We start from the raw sequence: 13,163 nt of genomic DNA, 5'->3' as shown, positions 1-13,163 counted from the left end.
TGATACGCGAGCTGGAGCCTCAGCTCGCTCTCACCACAGGCCCCTGTGGTAATGGGTCCCGGCTCGAGGCCGGGACGACAGCTTTTTCCTTGATCAGCGGTGAGCCCATCATGACCCACCCGTCCATCTATGCCCAAAGCCATCCCGACAAGATCGCCTATCAGATGGCGGGGACCGGCAAGGCCATCACCTATCGCGAGCTCGACGAGCTTTCCAACCAGGGCGCCCAGCTGTTTCGTGCGCTCGGCCTCAAGGCGGGCGACCACGTCGCCTTCCTGATGGAGAACCGGCTCGCCTTCATGGAGATCGCCTGGGCCGCGCAGCGCTCGGGCCTCTACTACACTGCGATCAGCCGCTATCTCACCAAGGACGAGATCGCCTACATCATCAAGGATTGCGGCGCCAAGGTCTTCATCACCTCGCCGAAATGCGCCGAGCAGGTGCGCGATCTCGTGACGGCGGAGGGCCCGCTGTTTTTCATGGTCGACGAGCCCGAGCCCGGCTTCCGCTCCTGGGACAAGGAGGCCGGCGCGCAGCCCAAGACGCCGATCGCCGACCAGGTCGCCGGCTATGACATGCTGTATTCGTCCGGCACCACCGGGCGGCCGAAGGGCATCAAGAAGGATTTCGAAGGCAATCCGATCGATCAGCCCAACCAGTTCCTGCGCGTGCTCTGCGCCGACATGTGTGGCATGAATGCGGAGAGCATCTATCTGTCGCCGGCGCCGCTCTATCATGCGGCTCCGTTGCGCTTCAACATGATGGCGATCGTGCTCGGCGGGACCTCGATCATCATGGAACACTTCGACGCCGAGGATTTCCTCCGGCTGGTCGAGAAGTACAAGGTCACGCAGTCGCAGCTGGTGCCGACGATGTTCGTGCGCATGCTGAAGCTGCCGGAGGACGTCCGCAAGCGATACGACGTCTCGACCTTGAAGGGCGCGATCCATGCCGCGGCGCCCTGCCCGGTCGACGTCAAGGCCAGGATGATCGAGTGGTGGGGACCGATCCTGATCGAGTACTACGCCGGATCGGAAGGCAACGGCGTCACCGTCTGCACCTCGAAGCAATGGCTGGAGCATCGCGGCAGCGTCGGCCGCGCGGTAGTCGGCAAGATCAAGATCCTCGGCGAGGACGACCAGGAGATGCCGACCGGCGAGATCGGCACGGTCTATTTCGCCGATGCGCCGGTGTTCTCCTATCACAACGATCCGGAGAAGACGAAGCGCGCCTATAACGACAAAGGCTGGTCGACGCTCGGCGATGTCGGCTATGTCGATGCCGACGGCTTCCTCTATCTCACAGACCGCAAGTCCTACATGATCATCTCCGGCGGCGTGAACATCTACCCGCAGGAAACCGAGGACGTGCTGATCACCCATCCTGATGTCGCCGACGTCGCCGTGTTCGGCGTGCCGAACGAGGAGATGGGCGAGGAGGTCAAGGCGGTGGTGCAGCCGCACGACATGGCCCGCGCCGGCAAGGCGCTAGAAGAGCAACTGATGCTGTTCTGCCGCCAGCATCTCTCGCCGATCAAATGCCCGCGTTCGATCGACTTCGAGCCGGAGCTGCCGCGCACGCCGACCGGCAAGCTGGTCAAGCGCCATCTGCGCGAACGCTACTGGCCGAAGAAGGGCGCGGCGTAAGAGAGGCGCGGTATAGCTCCAAGCAAGCTGTCGTCCCGGCCTTGAGCCGGGACCCATAGCCACCGTCTTTTGTTTTGCGAAGACTGGAGTTGCCAGCAAGCCTCACCACGGCATCCTGTGGTTATGGGTCCCGGCTTTCGCCGGGACGACACTGATGAGAGCCGCGATGACCTCCTCCTCCCCACTTCAAGCTCTTCCCCCGTTGCCCCTTCCCCCCTCCATCCGCTCCCGCTACGTCGACGGCATCAACGGCTTGCGCATGCATGTGCTCGAAGCCGGGTTCGAAACGCCGGGCCGGCCCTGCGTGCTGCTGCTGCACGGCTTTCCCGAGCTCGCCTTTAGCTGGCGCAAGGTGATGCCGGCGCTGGCGGCGGCGGGTTATCACGTGCTGGCGCCGGACCAGCGCGGCTATGGCCGGACCACCGGCTGGAGTGCCGACTATGACGGCGACCTCGCGCCGTTCCGCTTCGTCAATCTGGTGCGCGATGCGCTCGGCGTCGTGTATGCGTTCGGCCATCGTCACGTCGCGGCGGTCGTCGGACATGATTTCGGCAGCCCGGTCGCAGCATGGTGCGCCCTGATCCGCCCCGACGTGTTTCGATCGGTCGTGATGATGAGCGCGCCGTTCCCGGGTCCACCGGCGGCACCGTTCGACATCGCCGACCATCCTCTCGCTCCACCCGAGGATCTCGTGCATGGCGAACTGGCCGCGCTGCCGCGGCCGCGCAAGCACTATCAATGGTACTACTCGACGCGAGAGGCCAACGCCGACATGCATCGCGCACCGCAGGGCCTGCATGATTTCCTGCGCGCCTACTATCATCACAAGAGTGCGGATTGGCCGGACAACAAGCCTGCGCCGTTGCAGGCATGGACAGCGAGCGAGCTGTCGAAGCTGCCGACCTACTACGTGATGGACCTGGATAAGACGATGGCCGCGACCGTCGCCGAGGAGATGCCTGACTCTGCGACGATCGCGGCCAATCGCTGGCTGCCGGATCATGAGCTCGCGGTTTACGCCGCGGAATATGAACGAACCGGCTTCCAAGGCGGCCTGCAATGGTATCGCTGCGGCACATCAGGCCTGTTCGACGCAGAATTGCAGACATGGTCGGATCGCACCATCGACGTTCCGTCCGCATTCATCTCCGGCCTGCAAGACTGGGGCATCTACCAACGGCCCGGCGTGCTTGAAGCGATGCAGTCCCGAGTGTGCACCAACATGATCCTGTGCGAGCTGATCGATCGTGCCGGACATTGGGTGCAGCAAGAGCAACATGACAAAGTCAATGAGCTCCTGTTCACGTTCCTGAACAAATCGACAGCCTGATTTTGGACGCGTTGCGGCCTCATCAGGCGAATCGAGGAACGAACATTCGGGGTGCGACGTTTTGGCATCCGGGCGATGCGCATCAGGAGATGAATTCATGGATAAGAAGATCGCAGGTTTGTTGAGCGCGGTTGCCGCTGTCGGCGCGCTCGGCACGGCACAGGCATCGGCGGCCCCCGCCCCCACCGATGTGCTGAAGGCCAATTCCTACGCCGACCTGCTCGAGCCGATCCCGAATGCGGCCGCGGTACTGCAGGCGCTCGACGAGCAGGCGCCGCCCGAGGCCGAGCCGAAGGTGCAGCTGGCGCAGTGGTATCATCACCACCATCATCATCACCACCATCACCATGGCTACTGGCGCGGCTATGGCTACGGCCCTGGCTATGGCTACGGCTATGGCCCCCGGGTCTATGTGGTGCCGCGCCGGTACTACCATCACCACCATCATCATCACCATCACCACTGGTACTACGATCGCTATTGATCGTAGCAAGGTGAAGGCCGAGGGCGCTGACCATCAGGTCGGCGCCCTTTCGTTTGAGGAAGCGCTGAATAAGGTGCTGCCGCATCGCGAGGCTGCAGCTTGTTACTCCGTCATGCCCGGGCTTGTCCCGGGCATCCACGTCGTTCGGAGCGTGCCGACCGACGTGGATGGCCGGGACAAGCCCGGCCATGACGACGCGGAGAGAGGAGAGCGCAAAACTTCCAGGGTCGTATGCGATCGTCCTGCTTTGCTTTTGGCGGGGGTGTCAGGACTTGCGCGCCTTCTCCTTGGCCGCGCGATGCAGATGGCGGTAGGTGCCGTCAAAAACGGTGTCGGTGCTCGACACCCATTCGGTCTCCTTGGCCAGCATTGGCCGGCTGGCGTGGATGCGGCGCGACTGCAGCTCGCGCTCGGCGGCCTCGTCGGGGCTCATCGGCTCCACGGTGAAGTTCGCCTCCTCAGGAATCACGATCACCTGCGCGAACGGCTCGCCGGGACGGAAGATGTGCGTGCGACCTTCCGCCGGCGCCTTGAACACGCAGAAGAACAGCATCGGCCAGAAGTTGCGCACCAGTGCCGGTACGGCGATCGGACAGGTATCCGTGCGATCGGTGTAGAAGCGCGGGTGCGGCTCGGTCCGGATGGCAAAGCCCGGGGGCACTTTGAGATCGAGCAGGATCTGATAGGTGTAGAACGCGCCGCCGAAATTCCGGAACGGCGGCCATTGCAGGCCGGGGCTGGGCGGCTCGCCCCAATCGCCAGTGATCTCCAGCTGGCCGTCGCGCGTGGTGACCTGCATCTCGAAGTCATAAGGGTAGAACAGCTCGATGCCGTATTGCGCGCCTTCGGAGAACGGCACGCAGTGCCAGACCTGCTCGTGCGAGCCATTCGCGCGCGGCTGCCGCTCGCCGGCCCAGCCCGGAATGTCCATCCTGGTCCGCCGCGGCGCCAGTCCTGGATCATTCAGCCTGTATTTGACGCTGGTCATTGGAACTCCTTAGGTAAACAAGCGGAAGCGCGAACGGTGATTTTGCCTATGGGTTCCCTGACTGGGGCCTGAATGCGACCTCACGATATGTTTCGCGGCCACGGCGCGGCAGCAGTTTGACCGCGCTGCGGCAGATCCATATACAGATTAGAATCGCTCTAAACACTCGAATGTTGAGAACGGCAATCCGGGGACTTTGGAATGAAGAATTTCGCCGACCTCACCGAGCGCGAGATCCTGGCGATCGCGATCTCGGCCGAAGAGGAAGACGGCCGCATCTACATGAGCTTCGCGGAAGACCTGGCGGAGCGGTATCCGGATTCGGCGAAACTGTTCGAGCAGATGGCCGAGGAGGAGAAGGGCCATCGCCACATGCTGCTCGAACTCTATGAGGAGCGCTTCGGCAAGAACCTGCCGCCGATCCGGCGCGAGAACGTCAAGGGCTTCATGCAGCGCCGGCCGATCTGGCTGACCAAGAACCTGTCGCTCGACGCCATCCGCAAGGAGGTCGGCACGATGGAGTTCGAGGCCGAGCGCTTCTATGCCAAGGCCGCCGAGCAGGCCAAGGATGTCGGCGTGCGCCGGCTGCTCGGCGATCTCGCCGAGGCCGAGAAGGGCCACGAGAAGGTCGCGGCGCAACTCACCGACAAGATCCTCAGTCCGGACGTACGGCATAAGGAAGACGAGACGCGACGCCGCGTGTTCGTGCTGCAATATGTGCAGCCGGGTCTCGCCGGATTAATGGACGGTTCGGTCTCCACGCTGGCGCCGCTATTCGCGGCCGCCTTCGCCACGCATCAGAATTTCCAGACCTTCCTGGTCGGCCTCGCCGCGTCGATCGGCGCAGGCATCAGCATGGGCTTCGCCGAGGCGCTCTCCGACGACGGCTCGCTCACGGGGCGCGGTTCGCCGTGGCTGCGCGGCGCCGTCTGCGGCGCGATGACGACGCTCGGCGGCCTCGGCCATACCATGCCCTATCTGGTGCCGGACTCCTGGACCAATGCGTTCTGGATCGCCACGGCCATCGCGTGCCTCGTCGTGTTCTTCGAGCTGTGGGCGATTGCCTATATCCGCGCGCGCTACATGGACACGCCGTTCCTGCAGGCGGTGTTCCAAATCGTGCTCGGCGGCATCATCGTGCTCGGCGTGGGGATATTGATCGGCGCGGCATAGCATCGGTCTCGTGCCGCTTTGCGGAAACTCCGCACGGCAGTCCGATGGCGCCAGACAGACCGCGACGGAAGGCTCGGCATGACACCACGCCTGCACTACGGCACGCCCGCGAAGATCCTGCACTGGCTGGTGGTGCTGCTGCTCGCCGTCCAATATCCGATCGGCTGGCTGATGCCGGACCTGCATGCGAATACGCCGCCCGGCACGCCGATGATCCTGCACATCTCGGTCGGGTTGACCATCCTGGCTCTGATCGTGTTGCGCTTCGTCTGGCGCCTGACCCATCCCGTCGCACCCGAAAGCTCGCTGCCGCCATGGCAGCGGCTGAGCTCGGAGGTGGTGCATTGGGGACTGTACGTCATGGTGCTGGCGAGCACGATCACCGGCTGGCTGTTCGCCTCGTTCCGCGGTTGGAGCGTGTCGTGCTTCTATCTGTTTGATCTGCCGATGCTGGCCGCGCGCAACCCCGCCGGCAACCGCGCCATCGACGGCCTGCACCAGGCCGCCGAGTGGCTGCTGCTGATCCTGATCGTCGTTCACGTCGGCGCGGCACTGGCGCACATCTTTGTCTATCGTGACCGCATCATGCAGCGCATGCTGCCGGGCTGACCGTCCAACCAGCAATTTCGGTCAAGCGCCTGCCACGCGCCTGGGGTAAAAGACGTCCTCCACGAGTACGAGGAGCAGGACCTTGGCTGCATCGCAATGGACGTTCGCAACCGCCGTCGAGACGGCGAAAGCTCTGGCACATCGCGAGATCTCGTCGGTCGAGCTGACTCAGCTCGCGATCGACCGCATCGAGCACCATGACGGCAAGATCAACGCGATCTGCGTGCGCGACTTCGACCGCGCGCTGGAGGCCGCCCGCGCCGCCGACGCGCGGCTGGCCCGCGGCGAGCGCGAGCCACTGCTCGGCCTGCCGCTGACGGTGAAGGAATCCTATAACATCGCCGGGCTGCCGACGACCTGGGGCTTTCCCCAGCAGAAGAGTTTCATCGCGGCCGAGGATGCGCTGACGGTCACGCGCGTGAAGGATGCCGGCGGCATCGTGCTCGGCAAGACCAACGTGCCGCTCGGGCTCGGCGACTGGCAGAGCTACAACGACATCTACGGCACGACGAATAACCCTTACGATCTCGGCCGCACGCCGGGCGGCTCCTCCGGCGGCTCGGCGGCGGCTCTTGCCGCGGGCTACGGCTCGCTGTCGCTCGGCTCTGATATCGGCGGCTCGCTGCGGGTGCCGGCGTTTCATTGCGGCGTGACCGCGCACAAGCCGACCTATGGGCTCGTGCCGACGCGCGGCCACACGCCGCCGCCGTTCCAGCCGCTGCCGAACGAGGCGGACCTTGCCGTGGTTGGCCCAATGGCGCGCTCGGCCGCGGACCTGTCGCTGCTGCTCGACGTCATGGCCGGCCCCGATCCGCTCGAAGCGGGCAAGGCGTATCGGCTGGAGCTGCCGCCGCCGCGTCATGCGCGGCTGCAGGATTTCCGCGTGCTGGTGGTCGCGTCGGATCCGCTGCTGCCGACCGACACCGCCGTGCGCGGCGCGATCGAGCGGCTCGCGGCTGATCTGGCGAAGGTGAGCGTCAGCGTCGTCAGTGAAAGCCCGCTGCTGCCGGATTTCGCCGCCTCCAGCCGGCTCTACATGCGCCTGCTGCTCGGCTTCCTCGGCGCGACCATGCCGCCGCAGGTTCATGCCGAGGCCAGCCAGGCCGTCGCGCATCTGCCGAAGGAGGCGATGAGCCTTGCGGCCGAGCGGCTGCGCGGCCTCGCGCTCAGCCATCGCGACTGGGTGCAGGCCAACAACGCCCGCTTCGGGCTACGCGCGCAATGGCGGGCACTGTTCGCGCAGTTCGATGCGGTGATCTGCCCGATCATGCCGACGCCGGCATTTCCGCACGACCACTCGCCGGATCAGCGGGAGCGGCGCGTCAGCATCGACGGCGTGGAGCACGACTACAATGATCAGCTCGCCTGGCCGGGCATCGCCACCCTGCCCGGCCTGCCTGCCACGCAGGTCCCGCTCGGGCTCGCCGATGGCCTGCCCGTGGGCGTGCAGATCGTCGGCCCCTTCCTCGAAGACCGCACGCCGATCAAGCTCGCCGAACTGATCGAACGCGAATTCGGCGGCTTCACGCCGCCGCCGATGTTTGCGGATTAGTTGTCGTCAGGAACGCAGTCACGCGCCTCATCCACTGTCGTCCCGGCCTTGAGCCGGGACCCATACCGCGGAATCTCGCGATCTTGCGCAACTACCAGTCATCGTCACATAACCGCCGGTGGCTATGGGTCCGGGCTCAAGGCCGGGACGACGGCGGTGTAGGCAGCGCCGGATCGCCCCACATCGTCATGGCCGGACTTGACCCGGCCATCCATCTCCGGGAGAGGATGGATGCCCGGGTCGAGCCCGGGCATGGCGAGCATCTGATACGCAGGCTGCCTCAGCCACGTCACACGTGACAAGGCCCCCTACGCGTCGAACATGATCACGCTGCGCAGCGTCTTGCCGGCCTTCATATTGGCAAAGCCCTCGTTGATCTCGGACAGCTTCAGCTTGGCGGAGATCCAGTCCTCCAGGTGCAGCTTGCCGCGCAAATAGAATTCGACGAGGCGGGGCATGTCGACGCGGAAGTGATTGGAGCCCATCGACGAGCCCTGGATGCGGCGCTCGCGCAGGAAGTCGAAGCCGTGCAGCTCGATCTTCTGGCCGAACGGGATCATTCCGACGATGGTCGCGGTGCCGCCCGGCGCGAGCATGGCGAACGCCTGCTCCGCGGTCTCCTTGCGTCCCAGCACCTCGAAGGCGTGATGCACGCCGCCTTTGGTGAGTTCACGCACCTGGGCAACGACGTCGCCGTCAGCGGGGTTGATGATGTCGGTGGCGCCGAGTTTCGTCGCAAGCTGCAGCTTGGCCGGGTTGGTATCGATGGCGATGATACGGCCGGCGCCGGCAATCTCCGCACCATTGATCGCCGCCATGCCGACGCCGCCGCAACCGATCACCGCGACGGTTTCGCCGGCCGTCACCCGCGCGGTGTTGACGACCGCGCCATAGCCGGTGATGACGCCGCACCCGATCAGCGCGGCGAGCTCGAGCGGCATGTCCTGGCGGATCTTCACGATCGCGTTCTCGTGCACCAGCATCTGCTCGGCGAAGGACGAGAGGTTGAGGAACTGATGCAGCTTCTCACTTCGTCCCCATGACAGCCGGTTGGACGCGCCGGGCGGCATCTTCACCGTGGTGTCGGTGCACAGCACCGGACGCCCCGTCGTGCAGTTGTCGCATGTGCCGCAGAACACCGACAGGCAGGTGACGACGTGATCGCCCGGCTTCACATAAGTGACGTCGGAGCCGACCTGCTCGACGATGCCGGCGGACTCATGGCCGAGCACCGCGGGCAGCGGATGAGGATACAGGCCCTCGATGAAGTGCAGATCTGAATGGCAGAGCCCTGCGACCGATGTCCTGATCAGCACCTCGCGCGGCCCCGGCTTGGGCACGCTGATCTCCTCGATCACCAGCGGCTTGTTGACCTCCATCAGCACGGCAGCTTTCATTGGCGTTCTCCCGATCTTGTTTGTTGGTGGTCGTGGCAAGCCTACGCCGCTGACAGCAGTTCGCCAACCTCCTCCATGTCGGCGACACGTTCGCCGAGCAGCAGTGTCGAGATGGCATCATCCATCCTATTTTCCGCAAGCCGGAACGGATCGGACGGCGTCAGCCGGTGCGCGACGACGAGCTTCGCCAGCAGCAGGCGGCGAGCATCGCCGCGCATCGCGTGGATGCGCGCGCTCTCCCAGGTGAGCGAAGCCGCGCTCGCGACATGATACAGCAGACTGGTGGCGCGGCGGGCTTCGGCTTCGTTGTCGGCGCGTGCCGCGACCTCACGCGCAAAGCCGACCGCGCGATCGACCAGACGATGCAGCTGATCGCGCCAAACGTGCGACACGGCGGCGCTGTCGTCGAGTCGCGCGTGCAGATCGGCTGCCAGCGCCTGCTCCGCGCCGTGACGCCCGACCGCGCGCTTCAGCGCATCGAGCGCGACGATGTTGCCGGTGCCCTCCCAGATCGAGCCGAGATGGGCGTCGCGCAAGAGGCGAGCGGTGGCGAACTCCTCGACATAGCCGATGCCGCCGCGCATCTCCAACGCATCGCCGCAGACCTTGCGGGCATCGCGGGTGGCGCGGAATTTCAAGGTCGGCGTCAGGATGCGGAGCAGCGCGGCCGCGTCCTGGCTGCCGGCCTCGGCACGGTCGAGCGCATCGGCCGTGAGGAAGCTCATCGACAACGCCTGCTCGGTCGCGAGCAGGATCTTCATCAGTTGGCGCCGACCGAGCGGCAGGTCGACGATGCGCTGCCCGAACACCACGCGATTGCGCGCAACGGTGATGGCATCGTGCCAGGCGCGCCGCATCAGCGCGGTCGACTTGACGCCGTTCGAGAGGCGCGACGAGTTGACCATCTCGGCCATATGAACGAAGCCGCGATCGAGCCGGCCGACCGCGTACGCAATCGCGCCTTCCAGCTTGATCTCGCCCGACGCCATCGAGCGCGTGCCGAGCTTGTCCTTCAGGCGCACGATCCGATAGTGATTTGGGCTGCCGTCATCGAGAAAGCGCGGCATCAGGAAAAGTCCCACGCCGCGCGTACCGCCGTCAGCGCCATCGGGTCGTGCCAGCAGCATCACCACTTTCGCATCGGCATTGGAGCAGAACCACTTCTCGCCATGCAGGCGCCAATGATCACCCTCGGGCACCGCGACCGTGGACAAGGTGCCGACATCGGAGCCGCCCTCCTTCTCGGTCATGAACTGCCCGCCCTGGGTCAGCTTCCGCATGTCGGTCTGCGTCAGGCCGTCGAGGTATCGGGCCTTGAGCGCGTCGCTGCCGAAGCTCGCGAGCAGCTTGGCGCAGCCGTCGGTCACGTTGATCGGACAGCCCAACCCGAACTCGGCCTGGTTGAACAGGAAGGTGAAGGCGTGCTTGGCGACGACCGGATATTTGGTGGGCCAGCCGAGAATACCCTTGCGGATCGACATCGCATGGATGCCGAACTCGCCGAAGGCGGCGCGCTCCAGCTCGCGATAGGCCGGATGATATTCGATCCACTGCACGTCGCGGCCGAAGCGATCGCGCTGATGCAGCACCGGTCCGTGGCGATCGGCCAGCCTGGCGCATTCGTCGAGATAGCCTCCCGCGAGCTCACCCAGCCGATCGAGATGCGGCACGAGGTGGTGAAACAACCGCTCGGGCAGATGGATGCGCAGGAGGTCGGCAAGCGCCGGATCGGCCCGATAGAAGTTCAGCCCGGTGGTATCAGGCGCCAGCAGCTCCGGGCGCTTGCCGCCGGTCATCACGTCATCGCGTCGCAGGAACTGATGCATGATCGTTAAGCCCTCGTTCGTTTCCGCCAGTCTTCTTACGGACTCTTCGACAGGTTGCGCCTGATCGGATACACAACAGCAACGGCTTGCGCCGAACCGGGAGCAGATCCATGACCAGTCAGCCGACGGAGGTTTATCGCATCTTCGGGGCGGAGATGTCGCCCTATTCGGTCAAGGTGCGATCGTATCTGCGTTACAAGGGCATTCCGCATCACTGGATATTGCGCAACGCGGAAAGCGAGGCGGATTATGCGCGACACGCCAAGCTGCCGATCATTCCGCTCGTCCTCGCTCCCGACGACGCGCCGATGCAGGATTCGACGCCGATCATCGACGCGCTGGAGCTCGACTTTCCCGAGCCGCCGATCCACCCCGCCGACGTGCTGACCAGCTTCATCTCGGCCCTGCTCGAGGAGTTCGGCGACGAGTGGGGCAACAAATGGATGTTCCACTACCGCTGGGCGCGCGATGTCGACCAGCGCGCCTCGGCGGGGCGCATTGCCCGCATGGTTGCGCCGAAGGCCGATGAGACCACCTTCGGCAAGGTGGCGGAGAAGATCCGCGCCCGCATGGTGGAGCGCCTCTGGTATGTCGGCTCCAACGAGGTCAATGCGCCGCAGATCGAGCAGGGTTTCGTCGAAATGCTCGGCCTGCTCGAACGGCATCTCGCCATCAGGCCCTATCTGTTCGGCGGCCGGCCGTCTTACGGCGATTTCGGCCTGTGGGGGCAGTTCTACGAACTGTGGACCGATCCGACCGCCGGCGCGCTGATCGAGGGCAATGCGCCACATGTGCTGGCCTGGATCCATCGCATGCTGTGGCCGCGCGCCGAAGGCGAGTTCGAGCTGTGGCCGGAACTGTCGCTGACCCTGATGCCGATCCTGACCCGGCAGGTCGGCGCATTGTTCATGCCGTGGACGCTCGCCAACGAGCGGGCGCTGACGGAGAACCGGGACATGTTCAGCGTTCAGCTCGGTGACACCGTCTGGACGCAGAAGCCGCAGAAATATCACGCCCGCTCACTGCAGATGCTCCGCAGCAAATACGCGTTCCTACACGACCGCAGCCGGCTCGACGTCGTGCTGGAGGAGATCGGCTGCCTCAATGGGTTGCAGCCGCGCCCGGCCTGACATCAGGCAGATTTGTGGGGATGGACGATAGGAAGATGGCCACAGCTGCACTAGCTTGAACGGCAGCGAACGCATGTCGAGGACAAGCCCATGGACATCCCTGCCTACAAGATCGCCCTGATCGTCGGCGCCGGCGAAGGGCTCTCCGCCTCGCTGGCCCGGCTGTTCGCGCGCGAGAAGATCCGCGTCGCGCTCGCCGCGCGCAAGACCGAGAAACTCGGCGCGCTCTGCAACGAGACCGGCGCCCGGGCCTATCCCTGCGACGCCAGCAATCCCGAGGAGGTCGAGCGGCTGTTCGGCCTCGTGACGCGCGAGATCGGCGAGCCTGATCTCGTGGTCTACAATGCAAGCGCCCGGGCGCGCGGGCCGCTCACCGATCTGGTGCCGGCCGACGTGCAGGAGTCCATTGCCGTCAGCGCCTTCGGCGGCTTCCTGGTGGGGCAGCAGGCAGCGCAGCGCATGCTGCCCAACAAGCACGGCGCGATCCTGTTCACCGGAGCCTCTGCAAGCGTGAAGGGCTATGCGCAGTCGGCCGCCTTCGCGATGGGCAAGTTCGCGCTGCGCGGCCTCGCCCAGAGCATGGCCCGCGAGCTGTCGCCGCAGGGCATCCACGTCGCGCACTTCGTCATCGATGGCGGCATCAGGAGCGCCGCGCGGCAGGAGCCGGCGGAGCGGCCGGACTCGATGCTCGATCCCGATGCGATCGCCGCCAGCTATTGGAACGTGCTGCAGCAGCCGCGCAGCGCCTGGAGCTGGGAGATGGAGCTCCGGCCCTGGCTGGAGACGTTTTGAGAGCTCCCCACGTGGCAGGCAAATCGCACCACAGTCGCCGTCATTGCGAGCGCAGCGAAGCAATCCAGAGTCCTTGCTCGGCGCTGGATTGCTTCGCTCACGCTCGCATTGACGTGGATAGGTCCTTGCCAAATGCGAGCTGCCATCGCCCGGCTTGACCGGGCGATCCAGTAAACGCAACTGATAGCTGGCGATACGGTGAGGCCGCGGCGTACTGGATGCCCCGCCTTCGCGGG

The 13,163-nt window shown here is 65.1% G+C and carries 11 protein-coding genes; 8 read left to right on the top strand and 3 right to left on the bottom strand.

Annotated elements, in window-relative coordinates; genetic code table 11:
* The first annotated feature begins 110 nt into the window (after positions 1-110).
* The 3 genes from HL666_RS21355 to HL666_RS21345 all read left to right on the top strand — a co-directional run bounded on the left by HL666_RS21355 (position 111) and on the right by HL666_RS21345 (position 3,460).
* Positions 111-1,646 (top strand): acyl-CoA synthetase, encoded by a 1,536-nt coding sequence (locus HL666_RS21355; protein WP_172131258.1) that lies wholly within the window; start codon positions 111-113, stop codon positions 1,644-1,646.
* A 259-nt stretch (positions 1,647-1,905) separates the two neighbouring features.
* The gene (locus HL666_RS21350) at positions 1,906-2,976 is read left to right on the top strand and encodes an alpha/beta fold hydrolase (RefSeq protein ID WP_172183682.1); all 1,071 of its coding nucleotides are present in this window, start codon (positions 1,906-1,908) and stop codon (positions 2,974-2,976) included.
* Positions 2,977-3,073: 97 nt separating this feature from the next.
* On the top strand, positions 3,074-3,460 hold the full coding sequence (locus HL666_RS21345; RefSeq protein WP_172131259.1) for a hypothetical protein: 387 nt from the start codon (positions 3,074-3,076) through the stop codon (positions 3,458-3,460).
* A 265-nt stretch (positions 3,461-3,725) separates the two neighbouring features.
* Here HL666_RS21345 and HL666_RS21340 read toward each other — a convergent pair whose 3' ends face one another.
* Positions 3,726-4,448 carry a hypothetical protein gene (locus HL666_RS21340; protein ID WP_172183436.1) on the bottom strand — a complete coding sequence of 241 codons (723 nt, stop codon included), beginning with the start codon at positions 4,446-4,448 and terminating at the stop codon, positions 3,726-3,728.
* A gap of 201 nt (positions 4,449-4,649) precedes the next feature.
* Here HL666_RS21340 and mbfA point away from each other — a divergent pair, with 201 nt between their 5' ends.
* From mbfA to HL666_RS21325, 3 genes are all read left to right on the top strand, one after another.
* Positions 4,650-5,621, top strand: coding sequence for an iron exporter MbfA (gene mbfA, locus HL666_RS21335; protein WP_172111541.1), 972 nt, complete (start codon positions 4,650-4,652; stop codon positions 5,619-5,621).
* Positions 5,622-5,699: 78 nt separating this feature from the next.
* Positions 5,700-6,230: a cytochrome b gene (locus HL666_RS21330; protein WP_172111542.1), complete on the top strand. Its 531-nt coding sequence runs from the start codon at positions 5,700-5,702 to the stop codon at positions 6,228-6,230.
* A gap of 82 nt (positions 6,231-6,312) precedes the next feature.
* Complete coding sequence (locus tag HL666_RS21325; RefSeq protein WP_172183434.1) at positions 6,313-7,782, top strand: amidase; 1,470 nt, start codon at positions 6,313-6,315, stop codon at positions 7,780-7,782.
* A 308-nt stretch (positions 7,783-8,090) separates the two neighbouring features.
* Here the strand turns inward: HL666_RS21325 and HL666_RS21320 are convergent, their stop codons facing one another.
* Both HL666_RS21320 and HL666_RS21315 read right to left on the bottom strand, forming a co-directional pair.
* Positions 8,091-9,179 carry a Zn-dependent alcohol dehydrogenase gene (locus HL666_RS21320; protein WP_172183432.1) on the bottom strand — a complete coding sequence of 363 codons (1,089 nt, stop codon included), beginning with the start codon at positions 9,177-9,179 and terminating at the stop codon, positions 8,091-8,093.
* 41 nt (positions 9,180-9,220) lie between these two features.
* A complete protein-coding gene (locus HL666_RS21315) occupies positions 9,221-11,005 on the bottom strand; it encodes an acyl-CoA dehydrogenase family protein (protein ID WP_172183430.1) in 1,785 nt (594 codons plus the stop codon).
* 110 nt (positions 11,006-11,115) lie between these two features.
* On the opposite strand from HL666_RS21315, the gene HL666_RS21310 reads away from it, so the two are divergent.
* Positions 11,116-12,135 (top strand): glutathione S-transferase family protein, encoded by a 1,020-nt coding sequence (locus HL666_RS21310; protein ID WP_172111546.1) that lies wholly within the window; start codon positions 11,116-11,118, stop codon positions 12,133-12,135.
* A gap of 90 nt (positions 12,136-12,225) precedes the next feature.
* Positions 12,226-12,927, top strand: a complete 702-nt coding sequence (locus HL666_RS21305; RefSeq protein ID WP_172111547.1) for an SDR family NAD(P)-dependent oxidoreductase — start codon at positions 12,226-12,228, stop codon at positions 12,925-12,927.
* Positions 12,928-13,163: the final 236 nt, after the last annotated feature.

The sequence above is a fragment of the Bradyrhizobium aeschynomenes genome (genome assembly GCF_013178945.1).
GTDB lineage: Bacteria > Pseudomonadota > Alphaproteobacteria > Rhizobiales > Xanthobacteraceae > Bradyrhizobium > Bradyrhizobium aeschynomenes.
The sequence above is the reverse complement of the archived record's forward strand: the minus strand, read 5'-3'. Positions and strand labels throughout refer to the sequence as shown.